Below are 16,146 nucleotides of genomic sequence, written 5' to 3'. Positions count from 1 at the left end.
TTAATACTTCTATATATCACAAATAAGTATTGAGTTAATTTTTAAAATCAAATTGTAAGCGCCGTCAATTTTGCTTACACAGTTTATTCAATATTTTTTGAAAGGAAAAAAATATATGATTGATTTACTTGTACTTTTAATTGGGGTCTTAATCCTCCTCCTGATGATTATCAAATTTAAAATTAATACTTTTGTGTCCTTGATTGTCGTAGCGGTTTTAGTTGGGTTAGGACTTGGAATGCCACTTGGTCAAATCCCTGTTTCAATCCAAAACGGAATCGGAGGCTCATTAGGAGAGTTAGCAATCGTTTTTGGTTTTGGGGCAATGCTTGGAAGACTAATTGCTGATGCTGGTGGAGCCTATCGTATTTCAAAAACGCTTATTAACAGTTTTGGTAAAAAAAGAATTCAATGGGCAATTATGGTTGCCAGTTTCATTATTGGGATTGCCCTCTTCTTTGAAGTTGGGATGGTTCTCTTGATTCCGATTGTCTTTGCCGTTGCCTTAGAAGCAAGCGTTCCCTTGATTTATCTCGGAATTCCAATGGCAGCAGGACTTTCAGTAACTCACGGATTCTTACCTCCCCATCCAGCACCAATTGCAATTGCCGGTGTACTAGGCGCAAATCCTGGAACTGTTCTTCTTTACGGAATTATTGCAGCAATTCCAACAGTCATTATCGCAGGTCCGGTTTTCACAAAAATTGCTAAAAAATGGGTCCCAGAAGCCTTTGTTGTAAAAAATAAATTATCCGCCTTTGGTGAAATCAAAGAATGGAAATTAGAAGAAACTCCAGGATTTGGGATTTCTATCTTGACAGCATTAATGCCAGTAATCTTAATGGCAATCAGCACCATTTATTCTATCGCGACTAATGATGGGAAACCCTTTGCCGCAGTAACAACAAGTACAATGAAAGCAGGAAAAGTAGTAACGACCACTACTTACCCATCAAGTTTTGTTGAAAATGTGATGATGTTTATTGGTAATCCCGTATCGGCCATGATTATTTCACTACTCTTTGCCTTGGTTACTATGGGTTGGATGCAACGTAAGAAAAATTCAGAAATTGCAGTATCAATTGCAGATTCAGTTAAGTCAATTGCGATGCTATTGTTAGTTATCGGTGGTGGAGCAGCCCTTAAACAAATTCTTATTGACGGAGGGATTTCAGTACAAATCGCCAGTATGTTTAAAGATTCCCCACTTTCGCCATTACTGCTTGCTTGGATTATTACCGTCATTCTACGTGTAGCCTTAGGTTCTGCAACCGTGGCCGCTTTAACAGCAGCAGGTTTAGTTCAACCAATGCTTGCATCAGCTTCTCCAAATACAGCCGCACTAATGGTCTTGGCAATAGGGGCAGGTTCAATTGCCGCATCTCATGTTAACGATGCAGGATTCTGGATGTTTAAAGAATACTTTGATTTAGATGTCAAACAAACATTAAAAACTTGGACAGTACTAGAAACGATTATCGCAGTTGTAGGTTTAGGAATGGTCATGTTGATGAGTATCTGGGTACATTAATAAAAAAATAAGTCAATTTTGACTTATTTTTTAAATTTGTCAAAGCTAGTGGTGGCATGAAATAAAGCGAATACAGGAGCGGGAAAAAGCGAACGTAAGATAAAAAAAGGGATAAAAGTCACAGTTAATTCTTGACAATGAGAAGTAGGTTTGATAGAATATAATAGTTGTCGCAAGAGACGAGGGTCTTGAAGCGATAAGCTAGACCATTGAAAACTGAATAAAGAAGAATGACTCATGTGATGTAGTAAGATACATCAAAAATCTGTCAATCAATAATGAAAGACAAGCCAGTCACCTAGGTGACTTAAATACTTTATTTGAGAGTTTGATCCTGGCTCAGGACGAACGCTGGCGGCGTGCCTAATACATGCAAGTTGAGCGCTGAAGGTTGGTACTTGTACCGACTGGATGAGCAGCGAACGGGTGAGTAACGCGTGGGGAATCTGCCTTTGAGCGGGGGACAACATTTGGAAACGAATGCTAATACCGCATAACAACTTTAAACACAAGTTTTAAGTTTGAAAGATGCAATTGCATCACTCAAAGATGATCCCGCGTTGTATTAGCTAGTTGGTGAGGTAAAGGCTCACCAAGGCGATGATACATAGCCGACCTGAGAGGGTGATCGGCCACATTGGGACTGAGACACGGCCCAAACTCCTACGGGAGGCAGCAGTAGGGAATCTTCGGCAATGGACGAAAGTCTGACCGAGCAACGCCGCGTGAGTGAAGAAGGTTTTCGGATCGTAAAACTCTGTTGGTAGAGAAGAACGTTGGTGAGAGTGGAAAGCTCATCAAGTGACGGTAACTACCCAGAAAGGGACGGCTAACTACGTGCCAGCAGCCGCGGTAATACGTAGGTCCCGAGCGTTGTCCGGATTTATTGGGCGTAAAGCGAGCGCAGGTGGTTTATTAAGTCTGGTGTAAAAGGCAGTGGCTCAACCATTGTATGCATTGGAAACTGGTAGACTTGAGTGCAGGAGAGGAGAGTGGAATTCCATGTGTAGCGGTGAAATGCGTAGATATATGGAGGAACACCGGTGGCGAAAGCGGCTCTCTGGCCTGTAACTGACACTGAGGCTCGAAAGCGTGGGGAGCAAACAGGATTAGATACCCTGGTAGTCCACGCCGTAAACGATGAGTGCTAGATGTAGGGAGCTATAAGTTCTCTGTATCGCAGCTAACGCAATAAGCACTCCGCCTGGGGAGTACGACCGCAAGGTTGAAACTCAAAGGAATTGACGGGGGCCCGCACAAGCGGTGGAGCATGTGGTTTAATTCGAAGCAACGCGAAGAACCTTACCAGGTCTTGACATACTCGTGCTATTCCTAGAGATAGGAAGTTCCTTCGGGACACGGGATACAGGTGGTGCATGGTTGTCGTCAGCTCGTGTCGTGAGATGTTGGGTTAAGTCCCGCAACGAGCGCAACCCCTATTGTTAGTTGCCATCATTAAGTTGGGCACTCTAACGAGACTGCCGGTGATAAACCGGAGGAAGGTGGGGATGACGTCAAATCATCATGCCCCTTATGACCTGGGCTACACACGTGCTACAATGGATGGTACAACGAGTCGCGAGACAGTGATGTTTAGCTAATCTCTTAAAACCATTCTCAGTTCGGATTGTAGGCTGCAACTCGCCTACATGAAGTCGGAATCGCTAGTAATCGCGGATCAGCACGCCGCGGTGAATACGTTCCCGGGCCTTGTACACACCGCCCGTCACACCACGGGAGTTGGGAGTACCCGAAGTAGGTTGCCTAACCGCAAGGAGGGCGCTTCCTAAGGTAAGACCGATGACTGGGGTGAAGTCGTAACAAGGTAGCCGTATCGGAAGGTGCGGCTGGATCACCTCCTTTCTAAGGAATATATACAAAGACGTGAGCATTCAACTTTATTCAGTTTTGAGGGGTTTAGTGATAAACCTAAGCAAGAATCAAATTCTTGATTGTGGGGCCTTAGCTCAGCTGGGAGAGCGCCTGCTTTGCACGCAGGAGGTCAGCGGTTCGATCCCGCTAGGCTCCATTGTCAGACAAGACGTTAAAATCACTTGAACATTGAAAACTAAATAACAATATCTAATAACGATAAATAAACCAAAAGCTGTGAATTTTAAAGAATTTACAAACTTATACTTGAAAAACGATGATTATAAATCATCATGGCAAAGTTAATAAGGGCGCACGGTGGATGCCTTGGCACTAAGAGCCGATGAAGGACGTGACTAACGACGATATTCTAGGGGGAGCAGTAAGTACGCCTTGATCCCTAGGTCTCCGAATGGGGAAACCCAGCTGCTACTAGCAGTTATTCATGAGTGAATACATAGCTCATGTAAAGGTAACGCAGAGAACTGAAACATCTAAGTACCTGCAGGAAGAGAAAGTAAAAACGATTTCGTAAGTAGCGGCGAGCGAACGCGAAGAAGGGCAAACCAAGAAGCTTGCTTCTTGGGGTTGTAGGACTGCAACGTGGACTTAAGCATTATAGTCGAATAACCTGGGAAGGTTAATCAAAGAGGGTAATAATCCCGTAGACGAAATAGCGCTTATACCTAGCAGTATCCTGAGTAGGGCTGGACACGCGAAATCCAGTTTGAATCCGGGAGGACCATCTCCCAACCCTAAATACTCCTTAGTGACCGATAGTGAACCAGTACCGTGAGGGAAAGGTGAAAAGAACCCCGAGAGGGGAGTGAAATAGCACCTGAAACCGTGTGCCTACAAGAAGTTCGAGCCCGTTAATGGGTGAGAGCGTGCCTTTTGTAGAATGAACCGGCGAGTTACGTTATGATGCGAGGTTAAGTTGAAGAGACGGAGCCGTAGGGAAACCGAGTCTGAATAGGGCGACTTAGTATCATGATGTAGACCCGAAACCTAGTGACCTATCCATGAGCAGGGTGAAGGTGTGGTAAGACGCACTGGAGGCCCGAACCAGGACACGTTGAAAAGTGTTTGGATGACTTGTGGATAGCGGAGAAATTCCAAACGAACTGGGAGATAGCTGGTTCTCTCCGAAATAGCTTTAGGGCTAGCGTCGAAATGTAAGTGTATTGGAGGTAGAGCACTGTTTGGGTGAGGGGTCCGTCTAGGATTACCAATCTCAGATAAACTCCGAATGCTAATACACATGTTCGGCAGTCAGACTGCGAGTGCTAAGATCCGTAGTCGAAAGGGAAACAGCCCAGACCAACAGCTAAGGTCCCAAAATATATGTTAAGTGGAAAAGGATGTGGGGTTGCACAGACAACTAGGATGTTAGCTCAGAAGCAGCTATCATTCAAAGAGTGCGTAATAGCTCACTAGTCGAGTGACCCTGCGCCGAAAATGTACCGGGGCTAAACATATTACCGAAGCTTTGGATTGATATTTTATCAATGGTAGGAGAGCGTTCTTAACCGCGATGAAGGTATACCGTGAGGAGTGCTGGAGCGTTAAGAAGTGAGAATGCCGGTATGAGTAGCGCAAGATAAGTGAGAATCTTATCCACCGTAAGACTAAGGTTTCCAGGGGAAGGCTCGTCCGCCCTGGGTTAGTCGGGACCTAAGGCGAGGCCGAAAGGCGTAGTCGATGGACAACTGGTTGATATTCCAGTACTAGATATGATCGTGATGGAGGGACGCAGTAGGCTAAGAGATGCCAGTTAATGGATTCTGGTCTAAGCAGTGAGGTGTGAGATGTGTCAAATGCATTTCTCTTTAACATTGAGCTGTGATGGGGAAGCAACTACGGTTGCGAACTCTCTGATGTCACACTGCCAAGAAAAGCTTCTAGCGTAAAGTCATATCTACCCGTACCGCAAACCGACACAGGTAGTCGAGGCGAGTAGCCTCAGGTGATCGAGAGAACTCTCGTTAAGGAACTCGGCAAAATAGCCCCGTAACTTCGGGAGAAGGGGTGCTGGTGTAAAAGCCAGCCGCAGTGAATAGGCCCAAGCAACTGTTTATCAAAAACACAGCTCTCTGCTAAACCGCAAGGTGATGTATAGGGGGTGACGCCTGCCCGGTGCTGGAAGGTTAAGAGGAGTGCTTAGACGTAAGTCGAAGGTATGAATTGAAGCCCCAGTAAACGGCGGCCGTAACTATAACGGTCCTAAGGTAGCGAAATTCCTTGTCGGGTAAGTTCCGACCCGCACGAAAGGCGTAATGATTTGGGCACTGTCTCAACGAGAGACTCGGTGAAATTTTAGTACCTGTGAAGATGCAGGTTACCCGCGACAGGACGGAAAGACCCCATGGAGCTTTACTGTAGTTTGATATTGAGTACCTGTAAGTCATGTACAGGATAGGTAGGAGCCATTGAAATAGGGACGCTAGTTTCTATTGAGGCGTTGTTGGGATACTACCCTTGACTTATGGTTACTCTAACCCGCTGGCATAATCGGCCAGGGAGACAGTGTCTGACGGACAGTTTGACTGGGGCGGTCGCCTCCTAAAGAGTAACGGAGGCGCTCAAAGGTTGGCTCAGATTGGTTGGAAATCAATCGTAGAGTGTAAAGGTAAAAGCCAGCTTGACTGCGAGAGCTACAACTCGAGCAGGTAGGAAACTAGGACTTAGTGATCCGGTGGTACCGCATGGAAGGGCCATCGCTCAACGGATAAAAGCTACCCTGGGGATAACAGGCTTATCTCCCCCAAGAGTTCACATCGACGGGGAGGTTTGGCACCTCGATGTCGGCTCGTCGCATCCTGGGGCTGTAGTCGGTCCCAAGGGTTGGGCTGTTCGCCCATTAAAGCGGCACGCGAGCTGGGTTCAGAACGTCGTGAGACAGTTCGGTCCCTATCCGTCGCGGGCGTAGGTAATTTGAGAGGATCTGTCCTTAGTACGAGAGGACCGGGATGGACTTACCGCTGGTGTACCAGTTGTTCCGCCAGGAGCACGGCTGGATAGCTATGTAGGGAAGGGATAAGCGCTGAAAGCATCTAAGTGCGAAGCCCACCTCAAGATGAGATTACCCATTCGTAAGAATTAAGAGCCCAGAGAGATGATCTGGTAGATAGGCTGGAAGTGGAAGAGTTGCGAGACTTGGAGCGGACCAGTACTAATCGCTCGAGGACTTTACCAAAAGAGTCAAATATAATAGGCTTATGGTTTAAAAGTTAGAAGAATTGTTATTTAGTTTTGAATGTTCAAGGTAACATTTAATGATTTGGTCATCATTGCGATGGAGATACACCTGTTCCCATGTCGAACACAGAAGTTAAGTCCATCTACGGCGGAAGTACTTGGGGGTTGCCCCCTGGGAGATAGGCGAGTGGCCAAGTGAATTGGAGGAGCTATGGCTCCTCTTTTTTTATCTCGCTAACGAGATTCAAGATACAAAATGTTTGAATAAATAAAAAAGCCTTTTCGGGCCTTTTTTTATTCTGGAAAAGTATAATCATGTAATGCACTACTAATATCATCATATGAAAAACCTTTTCTTGCCAAAGCTTGTGTTACTTTTTGCTTTCGCTCGTAGCCATCGTAGTTTTTACTATAGCGTTTGGCGACTTTTTCTAGTGCTGTGTAGAGGATTTGGGCTTCATTTTCCTCATCTGTTTGTAATTCAAGCGATTCTAAAGCAGTTGAAGAGATAGAATACGTAAAACCTTTATTTATTAAATTTTGAATAATTTTATCTTTCAACTGTTTTAAGGTCAATCTTTGCCCATAAGTTCTGCTTGTTTTTTCGGCAAGTTTGTAGGCAACATCTATTTGTTTTTCTTCATTATAAATATTAGAAAGCGCTTGGTCAATGATCAGTGAATTAATCCCCTTTGTTATTAATTTCTGTTTAATTTGATAGGGCCCAGCGCTTCCCATTGAAATTTTTCCTTCAATAAAATTTTCAGCGTAGGCTTTATCATTAATTAGATTGTTTTTTGTAAGAACATTTATGACCTCGTCAATTTGGTCAGTATTGTCAATTTCGTGTTCACTAAGATATTTTCTTACTTCCGAACTTGTCCTCATTTTAAAGGAAATGTAGTAGAGTGCTAGTGATTTTCCTTGAGCAAATTGGTCATAAGATTGAATTTCTTCTAAATCTGCATCATCGAGCTCTTTATCAACATTTAGAAAAAAGTGGACAATTGTATCCTCAGAAAGATATATTTTTTCTTCATCAAATCCAGATAAATCGACGCGGTAAAGTCGTTTTAATTTTTTTATTGCAGTGATTTTTCCCATGTCTATATTATATACGAAAATAATTAAAAATTGTCACTTATAAATCGTGTAGTAAAACAATTAGATGAAATGAAAGCGTAGTTTATAAACCTGTTTGTAAAAGATTATTATTTTTGTGATTTTATTAAAAAACCGTTTAAACGTTGGTATTATTAAGTTTCTATTATTTTTTAAAAATAATAGAATTTAAATGATGTAATATTTACAAGACAAAATATCCGATATCTTCCACTTATTGTAGTAAAATTATAACAAACAATCTACAAATATGACGGAGATGAAGAAATGAATAAAAAATCGAGTGCTCTTTTAACTATGGGAACTTTAACACTTCTGGCAGGTGGCGGGGTTATTTTAACAAACCTCCCCGACTCTTTCAAAATACAGAGAGTTTATGCTGCTACTTCCAGAGAGGTTACAGTTTTACCAACCAACTTCTTAAATTATTTCCAAAGAAATGGTTCGGCCGCTAACTTTCCTTATGATACAAATACTTTTACACAAACTTTGACCCCTAACGAGGGAAGTAAAGCGGGTAATGTAACCTTGATGACTAAGGTTGATATGTCACAAAATTTTACTTTCACTGGGAAAATTAATTTAGGAGATAAATCACAGAAAAACGGTGGTGCTGATGGTGTTGGTTTCCTTTTCCACCCAGGTGATACAAATGTTGTTGGTGCACCTGGTGGTGCAGCAGGTATCGGAGGGGTTCCGGGGGCCTTTGGCTTTAAGCTTGATACTTACTTCAATACTGGTAGTGAAGCAAGCTTTCTGCCAGACCCAACAGGTTTTTCTGGTAAATCTTTTGGTGCTTTTGTTGATGGTCTGAATGGACAAGCTAAAACAATTGCTGCCACTGCTAAGACTATTTCTGATCCGTCCAATAATAATTTTGTGGACTTTACAATGAGCTATAACGGTGCGACGAAGGTAATGTCAGTTACTTATGGTGGTCAAACTTGGACGCAAGATGTTTCTTCTTTTATTGGAACAAATCAGGCGATGTCTTTCTCAATTGCGGCCTCAACTGGTGCCCAAATGAATTTGCAACAACTTCGTAATGTTAATTTTACTTATACGGTAGCTCAAGGTACTGTTATTGCTAATTATGTGGATGAACAAGGAAATACGATTGCTCCGTCAGAAACAACAAGTGGAGATATTAACACTTTGTATACGACAAGTCAAAAGACTATTCCAGGTTATACCTTTAAGGCTTCAAATGGAGCAGCGACTTCGGGGAATTATGCTGCCAATGACCAAACTGTAAACTATGTTTATACTCGAAATCAAGGAACCATCGATGTTACTTATATTGACCAAACAACGGGACAGACTTTAAGTAAAAAAGATTTATCTGGTGGAACAGGTGATTCTTCTAATTACACCACAACTGACACCATTAAATCTTATACAGATGCAGGTTATGAATTGGTTTCAAGCGATTACCCAAGTGGTGGTACAGTCTTTACGGATACAGCTCAACACTATGTTGTTAATTTGAAACAAAAATTAGTTGTAAGTTCTGAGCAAAAACAAGTCAATGAAACAATTCAATATGTTTATGAAGATGGAAGCAAGGCAGCAGATGATTATAATGCTCCACCATTGAATTTTACAAGAAGTGTGACAACCAATCAAGTAACTGGCGAAAAGACTTATGGGGATTGGCAAGCACAAAATGGTGATAGTTTTGGAGAAGTAATTTCGCCAACAATTAAAGGAGAAACAGCTGACCAATTAAAAATTGATGCAATAAGCGGAATTACAGCTAATTCAGCAGATATTCAGAAAAAGGTCGTTTATAAACGTAATCAAGGAACCATTGAAGTTACTTACATTGATGAAACGACTGGTCAGGTTTTGACTACAAAAGATTTATCTGGTGGAACGAATGACGCTGCAAATTATACAACTGCTGATGATATCAAGTCATATACAGATAAAGGCTATGAATTAGTTTCTGATGATTACCCAAGTGGTGGGACAGTCTTTACGGATGAGCCACAACACTATGTAGTAAAATTAAAACACGGCTTAACAGAATCAACTGATAAAAAACTGTCAATCAAGTGATTCATTATGTTTATGAAGGTGGAGGTGAAGCAGCTACTGACCACAATGCTACGGTTGACTTTAGCCGGACTATTACTACTGACAGAGTAACGAATGATAAGACATACGGTGATTGGACTGCTGATAACGGTGATAGTTTTGCGTCAGTAACATCTCCAGTAATTGATGGCTATACAGCTGATCAACTTAAAGTTTCTGAAATGATAGGGATTACTGCTGATACAGAAGATATTTCTGTGACAGTAACTTACACTCGAAATCAAGGAACCATTGATGTTACTTATATTGATGAAACAACTGGAAAAATTTTGACTACAAAAGATTTATCTGGTGGAACTGGAGATGATTCAGGTTATACAACGGCTGAGACGATTAAATCTTATACAGATAAAGGTTACGAGTTAGTTTCAAATGATTATCCAGAAGATGGAACAAAATTTGCTGATACCCCTCAACATTATATTGTGAGATTAAAACATGGCACAGTAGTTGAGACGGAAAATAAATCAGTTAATGAAGTCATTCATTATGTTTATGATAATGGGGATAAGGCTGCTGACAACTATAAGGCAACAATTGTCTTTGGTCGGACAATCACTACTGACAAAGTGACGGGTGAGAAAACTTATAGTGACTGGACAGCTGATAATGGTGGAAGGTTTGCTGCAGTTCTTTCGCCAATCATTAAAGATTACATCGCAAGTCAACTTAAGATTGATGAAATGACAGGAATTACGGTAGATACAGCGGACATTGAAAGAATTGTCGTTTATCATAAGGTGCCTGCGGGAATTATCGTTCCTCCAGTTCACCCAGATAAACCAAGTCAACCGTCTAATAATCAATCAAAAGCACCTACGGCTAAGGCTGTAAAAGATAGTAAGCCAACAGATGTTCTCCCAAGTACTGGTGATAGTCAAAAATCACAAATTGTTTTGACTCTGCTAGGAATTATGGCAGTGATTATTTCGCCACTTGCTCTTTTACTTAGACGTAAAAAACAATAATTAAAGAAAAATAAAAGGTCTGACAGTGTCAGGCTTTTTATTTGGAGAGTAATATTCATAGATGAAAAAATAAGTTCAAATCTTTTAGGATTCAAGTAGAAAAAGACTACAAAAAGAAATTGTGAAATGTTATAATAGTGTATCACACAATCCTTTATTAGTGATTTTTTATAATGGATTGAAAATGGTCATTTAATTGACGAACTAGAGGGAAAATAATTAAAGAATGATAAATTTAAAAATAGGACAGAAACTTCAACTCGAAATCGAGCGAATGGGAATAAATGGGGAAGGAATAGGCGTCATTTCAGGACGACTTGTTTTTATTCCTTATGCACTTCCAGGCGAAGAAGTTTTAGTTGAAATTACTGAAAATGCTAGAAATTTTAGTCGTGCAAAATTGGTTAAGATTATTGAAAAATCACCAAACCGTGTGAAACCACAGGATAGAGCTTATCATGAAATGAGTCAATCTCACATCATGCATCTTTCTTATCCAATGCAATTGGAATTTAAGCGTGATGTTATGCGTCAGGCCTTAGAAAAATATAAGCCAGCAGGTTGGCGTAATTATGAATTGCGTGCAACTTTGGGGATGGAAAATACACTTGGTTATCGTAACAAATTGCAGTTCCAAGTGCGTCGTTTGAATGACGGAACAGTGATTGCGGGACTTTATCAAGAAGGAACGCATCATTTGGTTAACTTAGATAACTGTTTGGTTCAAGATCCCAAAACCCAAGAAATTATCAATCACATTTGCCGTTTGATTGAAAAATTTGATTTACCTGTATATGATGAACGTAAAATCGGCGGAATTCGTACGGTCATGGTTCGTCGTTCACAAAAAACAGGTGAAGTACAAATTATTTTTGTGACTTCAACACCAATTATTTTGGACGGACAAGTTTGGCCTGAATTACGTGAAGAACCTTCAAAACGTCAAAAAAATTCTTTTGTTAAATTTGATAAAATGTTGTCAGCACTGACAGAAGAATTTGAAGAAATTGTGACGGTTGCGGTCAATTTCCACCCAAGAAAAACCAGTGAAATCTATGGCGAACGCACACAAATTTTATTCAATGAAAAAGAAACAATTACCGAAGGCGTTTTGGATTATGAATTTGAATTAAGTCCTCGTGCTTTCTATCAATTGAACTCTGAGCAAGCCAATGTACTTTATGGTGAAGCAGTTAAGGCTTTGAATCCTAAAAAAGATGACCGTGTCATTGATGCATATTGTGGTGTAGGTACGATTGGTTTTGCGGTGGCTAAAAAAGTAAAATCGGTTCATGGGATGGATATTACACCAGAATCAATTTTTGATGCGCGTGAAAATGCCAAACGTTTGGGGCTTAAAAATTGCCACTATGAAATTGGTAAAGCTGAGCGAATTATTCCAAACTGGAACAAATCTGGTCATAGAGCAACTGCAATGATTGTTGACCCACCACGTACAGGGCTTGATGATGCCTTGCTTGAAACAATTACTAAATTCCCACCAGAAAAAATGGTTTATGTCAGCTGTAACGTTTCAACTTTGGCAAAAGATTTAGTCGTTTTGGCCAATTATTATAAAGTAGAATACATTCAATCAGTGGATATGTTCCCGCATACAGCAAGAACTGAAGCAGTTGTTAAATTGACAAAACGTGATGAACCTTTGAAAATTGTTAAATTTGAACATTTGGAAGAAGAACGTAAAGCTGAAGCTTTTGCTAAGGGTAAAAAACGTGGACGTCGTCCGCAAAAATATGGTAAATATTGAGAAATTTTGCTGACAGAATTATTAGTTGCTAGTAGCTAAAGTTTAAGTGAAAATTTACTGACAGAATGGATATTTTAGTTGTTCATTCTTTTAATTACGATTTACCTGCCCGTTGTTCACTCGCTGACGAAGGATAGAATGCTCAGCTTTGCTGGTCATTCTTTTATCTACAACTAAAATGCTCAATTCACTCGCTGACGACGGATAGAATGACCAACTCCGCTGTTCATTCTTTTATCCACAGATAAAATACTCCTTATTCAGTCGTATTTTACTGACAAGATTTTCGTCAGTAAATGTTATAGTTAAAATTAGAAAAGTAAGAAAAAATTATGAAAAAATTTATTGTTGAACCTGAATTTTGGGAACTTTTTCCTGAGACAAAAATCGGAATTGTTTTAGCTAAAAATATTGATAATAGTATGGAATCAAGTGCTGAAATCAAAAAAAATCTTGATGAGGCGAATGAAAATGCAGAGCAATTTTTAGAAGCAGCTATTTTTAGTGAAAATCCTGTAGTCTCTGTTTGGCGCAAGGCTTATCAACAATTTAAAACAAAAAAAGGGGCTAGAAGTTCGATTGAAAATCTGCTTAAACGAGTAGATAAGGGTAAAGCTGTGGGTTCGATTAATCCTTTGGTTGATATTTACAATAGTATTAGCTTGAACTATGGGCTACCTGCTGGTGGTGAGGATATTGATACTTTTGCAGGAAATCTACGTTTGACAAAAGCTGTTGGTGGCGAACATTTCTTGGCTTTGGGTGATGATGAAGCTGATAATGCTTTGCCTGGTGAAATCTGCTATCTTGATGATGAGGGGGCAGTTTGTCGCTCATGGAATTGGCGTGATGGTCAAAGAACGATGCTGACAGAACAAACCAAAAGTGCTTTTTTGATTATTGAATCTGTTGACCCTGAACGCGGTGAAGTTCTAGATGCTGCAACTCAAAAATTAGCTGAATTGAGTGAAAAATATTTAGGAGGAACAGCACAGGTACTCCTAGTCACTAAAGAAAATCCAGAAATTTCTTTAAACTAGCGTTTTGTGACATCTAAAGAAATCAGATTTACTGACAGATAAGAGATTTGATAGGAAAGTTGATAATACTGTCAATAAAAAAGAGCCGTCAGTAAATCTGACGGTTCTGTCATTAATTATTTTTATGAGAAATAGAAAAAATCCGAGGTTTTATATGATTTATATGAGAAAAGCAGGCCCGAAAGATTTGCTTTCAATTATGAAAATTATTGAAGAAGCGAGAGCTTTTTTGGCTGATTCTGGGAGTGACCAATGGCAAAATGCTTATCCAGCAGTTTTTGATATTGAAGAGGATTTTGCGAAAGAACAGGCCTATGTCTTGCTAGTTGATGATAAAATAGCCGGTTATTGTGCAATTATTACAGGTGAAGAACCAGCTTATACTCAAATCACTGACGGCGCTTGGTCAAATCAAAATTTTGATTATGTGACCATTCATCGAATTGCTTTGTCTAACGAATTTCGTGGACAATCTTTGACAAGATATCTATTTTCAAATATTTTTACCTTGATGTTATCTAAAGGATACTCTGATTTTCGCATAGATACCCACCCGGTCAATAAATTGATGCAACATGTCTTTGAACGTGAAGGCTTTGTAAAGCGAGGACTTGTTCAATTTGAAGGTGACCGTTTTGCTTATCAATTGGAGCTGAATAAATAGATGAATAAAAAAGAACTTATTGATTTTTGCTTGTCTCTTGGGCCGACTTTTGCAGATACTCCCTTTGCCAAAATGGAGAAGGGTCAGCCAACGGTAGTGATGCGACATTTAAAGAATAAAAAATCATTTGCTTATATTTCTGAGCGAGAAGGCCGAGTCAATATCGCAATCAAGCAGAAGCCAGAAATCGCAATCGAATTGCGAGATTTCTTTGTGGATATTAATCCAGCATTTCACATGAATAAAACGCATTGGAACGATGTTTTACTTGGTGGAGATGTTGCTGATGAGCAAGTTTGCAAAATGGTTGAGCAAAGCTATGATTTAATCAAACCCAAAAGATAATGATGAGCCGAATGCTCTGAATTTTAATAGGAGAAAAAATGACTTACGAACAAAATTTTTTAAAAGATTTTCAAGAATGGGTGGACCAACAAGTTCAAATTTCTGAACTTGCCATGAAAGCCGCTGAAAAAATTGCCACAGAAGACGGTAAAAAAGAAGCGAAAGAAGCAGCTATTCGCTATGAAAGTCGTTTAGACGCTTACCAATTTTTGCAAGGAAAATTTGAAAACTACAAAAATGGTAAAGATTTCCATGACGTTCCAGATTTTGGAACAAAAACATTTTAATTAATAATTGAGTTCGCCCTCCTTGAAGTGGATGAAAATAGAGAAAATGGAACCTGTGCCTTGCACAGAACCGCAATTTCCTAATTTTCATAACTTCAAAGCAGTCGGGCTCACATCTTAAGGAGATTCAAATGAATTTTAAGAAGATGGTTGGTAATCAAGTGCGAGTAAGAGCTCTCGCTTAGATTACCGCAAAGTCTTATTTCTTTGCGGATAAGAACAAATTGAGTTCACCCTCCTTGAAGTGGATGAAAATGGACAAAATGGAACCTGTGCCTTGCACAGAACCGCATTTTCTCAATTTTCATAACTTCAAAGCAGTCGGGTTCACATCTTAAGGAATAAGAAAATGTTAAAACCATATGAATATAATCGAATTAAATACCTGACCTTTGACCTGGTCAATGTCTATCACTCTGTCAATGATAAATCGACAGTTGAGGCAGTTTACGCCCAAGTCGCCACAGAAATTTCGCAAATTGCTGAAAATGCTGACAGTCTTGTCAGTGAAAATAATCTGTCAGTAAAAGTTGCTATCCAAGAATACTTATCAGCCATTGATAATCCTAAATTATCAAGAGAACAAGCTGAAAAATTACTGACAGAACTTAAAACTTTGGTCGAAGCTTTTCATTTACCGAGCGAAGCTCAAATGAAAAAAGCTTTCAAAAAAGTTAAAAAGTTAAAAATTCCAGCGACAAGTCAATGGGATTTACGTGATGTCACTTACTTTGCTTGGAATGAAGTTTCAAGTAGTCGAAAATATCTTTTGACCGCTGACGGGCGTGGTTTTTATGGCAGTATCTCTGGCAGTATGAAAAATATCTGTGCCATTTGCCAAAAAACAAGTATTGTCACTCAATTTCTAGCGACAACAAAAAGAGGGGCTGACGGCACTTATACTAAAAATGGCACCTATATTTGCTTAGATTCTGAACAATGTAATCAGCAAATTCAAGCCAAAGAAGGCTTGGAGCATTTTTTAGAAATCATTAAAGAAAAATAAAAATTTAGAAGTATCTTGTAAAAAAACAAGAATTCTGCTAAAATAAAAACAAGTTGACGAGGAGTAATAAAGCAAGACTTATAGAGAGAACACGGCTGGTGAAAGTGTTCAGTCAAACTTTATGAAGGTTGCGTCATTTCAAGAAAATTATGGCATAAAATGAGTGTCGTCAATTGACGAAAATCAGGTGGTACCGTGCGGAAGCACCCTGGAGAATAAATCAGGGTGCTTTTTTTGTACCCAAA

At 40.0% G+C, this 16,146-nt stretch carries 8 protein-coding genes, 1 tRNA gene, 3 rRNA genes, 1 pseudogene and 1 other annotated feature; of the genes and pseudogenes, 12 read left to right on the top strand and 1 reads right to left on the bottom strand.

All coding sequences use genetic code 11. The annotated features are described in order from the left end of the window. Positions 1-115 precede the first annotated feature (115 nt). The 5 genes from ACRYLU_RS11155 (at position 116) to rrf (ending at position 6,798) form a co-directional block, all read left to right on the top strand. On the top strand, positions 116-1,531 hold the full coding sequence (locus ACRYLU_RS11155; protein WP_445080997.1) for a gluconate:H+ symporter: 1,416 nt from the start codon (positions 116-118) through the stop codon (positions 1,529-1,531). 316 nt (positions 1,532-1,847) lie between these two features. Further along, positions 1,848-3,394, top strand: a 16S ribosomal RNA gene (locus tag ACRYLU_RS11150). Between the two features lie 93 nt (positions 3,395-3,487). Next, positions 3,488-3,560: transfer RNA gene (locus tag ACRYLU_RS11145), tRNA-Ala, on the top strand. A gap of 138 nt (positions 3,561-3,698) precedes the next feature. Further along, a 23S ribosomal RNA gene (locus ACRYLU_RS11140) occupies positions 3,699-6,599 on the top strand. 83 nt (positions 6,600-6,682) lie between these two features. Next, positions 6,683-6,798 (top strand): 5S ribosomal RNA (gene rrf, locus ACRYLU_RS11135). Together the 16S, 23S and 5S rRNA genes with 1 tRNA gene alongside form the textbook arrangement of a ribosomal RNA operon. A 97-nt stretch (positions 6,799-6,895) precedes the next feature. Here rrf and recX read toward each other — a convergent pair. Further along, a complete protein-coding gene (gene recX, locus ACRYLU_RS11130) occupies positions 6,896-7,705 on the bottom strand; it encodes a recombination regulator RecX (RefSeq protein WP_098394227.1) in 810 nt (269 codons plus the stop codon). A gap of 285 nt (positions 7,706-7,990) precedes the next feature. Here recX and ywfG point away from each other — a divergent pair. The 7 genes and pseudogenes from ywfG (at position 7,991) to ACRYLU_RS11095 (ending at position 15,901) form a co-directional block, all read left to right on the top strand. Beyond that, positions 7,991-10,791: pseudogene (ywfG, locus tag ACRYLU_RS11125) on the top strand (LPXTG-anchored alpha-1,2-linked mannose-binding protein YwfG). 226 nt (positions 10,792-11,017) lie between these two features. Then, the gene (gene rlmD, locus ACRYLU_RS11120; protein WP_003132635.1) at positions 11,018-12,559 is read left to right on the top strand and encodes a 23S rRNA (uracil(1939)-C(5))-methyltransferase RlmD; all 1,542 of its coding nucleotides are present in this window, start codon (positions 11,018-11,020) and stop codon (positions 12,557-12,559) included. Positions 12,560-12,891: 332 nt separating this feature from the next. Next, a complete protein-coding gene (locus ACRYLU_RS11115; protein ID WP_445080996.1) occupies positions 12,892-13,599 on the top strand; it encodes a B3/B4 domain-containing protein in 708 nt (235 codons plus the stop codon). 154 nt (positions 13,600-13,753) lie between these two features. Beyond that, positions 13,754-14,263, top strand: a complete 510-nt coding sequence (locus tag ACRYLU_RS11110; protein ID WP_038602449.1) for a GNAT family N-acetyltransferase — start codon at positions 13,754-13,756, stop codon at positions 14,261-14,263. Beyond that, positions 14,264-14,608 carry an MmcQ/YjbR family DNA-binding protein gene (locus ACRYLU_RS11105; RefSeq protein ID WP_003132638.1) on the top strand — a complete coding sequence of 115 codons (345 nt, stop codon included), beginning with the start codon at positions 14,264-14,266 and terminating at the stop codon, positions 14,606-14,608. A gap of 38 nt (positions 14,609-14,646) precedes the next feature. After that, the gene (locus tag ACRYLU_RS11100; protein ID WP_003132639.1) at positions 14,647-14,895 is read left to right on the top strand and encodes a DUF1912 family protein; all 249 of its coding nucleotides are present in this window, start codon (positions 14,647-14,649) and stop codon (positions 14,893-14,895) included. 349 nt (positions 14,896-15,244) lie between these two features. Further along, positions 15,245-15,901, top strand: a complete 657-nt coding sequence (locus tag ACRYLU_RS11095; protein WP_445080995.1) for a FusB/FusC family EF-G-binding protein — start codon at positions 15,245-15,247, stop codon at positions 15,899-15,901. 47 nt (positions 15,902-15,948) lie between these two features. Next, positions 15,949-16,115 (top strand) — a binding site (T-box leader). Positions 16,116-16,146: the final 31 nt, after the last annotated feature.

The sequence above is a fragment of the Lactococcus sp. KTH0-1S genome (assembly GCF_052544945.1).
This window is presented reverse-complemented; position numbering and strand designations above follow the sequence as displayed.

Coding starts and splice junctions, on each gene's coding strand:
- ACRYLU_RS11115 (WP_445080996.1), top strand. CDS start 12,892: ATGAAAAAATTTATTGTTGAACCTGAATTTTGGGAACTTTTTCCTGAG.
- recX (WP_098394227.1), bottom strand. CDS start 7,705: ATGGGAAAAATCACTGCAATAAAAAAATTAAAACGACTTTACCGCGTC.
- ACRYLU_RS11095 (WP_445080995.1), top strand. CDS start 15,245: ATGTTAAAACCATATGAATATAATCGAATTAAATACCTGACCTTTGAC.
- ACRYLU_RS11105 (WP_003132638.1), top strand. CDS start 14,264: ATGAATAAAAAAGAACTTATTGATTTTTGCTTGTCTCTTGGGCCGACT.
- ACRYLU_RS11110 (WP_038602449.1), top strand. CDS start 13,754: ATGATTTATATGAGAAAAGCAGGCCCGAAAGATTTGCTTTCAATTATG.
- ACRYLU_RS11155 (WP_445080997.1), top strand. CDS start 116: ATGATTGATTTACTTGTACTTTTAATTGGGGTCTTAATCCTCCTCCTG.
- ACRYLU_RS11100 (WP_003132639.1), top strand. CDS start 14,647: ATGACTTACGAACAAAATTTTTTAAAAGATTTTCAAGAATGGGTGGAC.
- rlmD (WP_003132635.1), top strand. CDS start 11,018: ATGATAAATTTAAAAATAGGACAGAAACTTCAACTCGAAATCGAGCGA.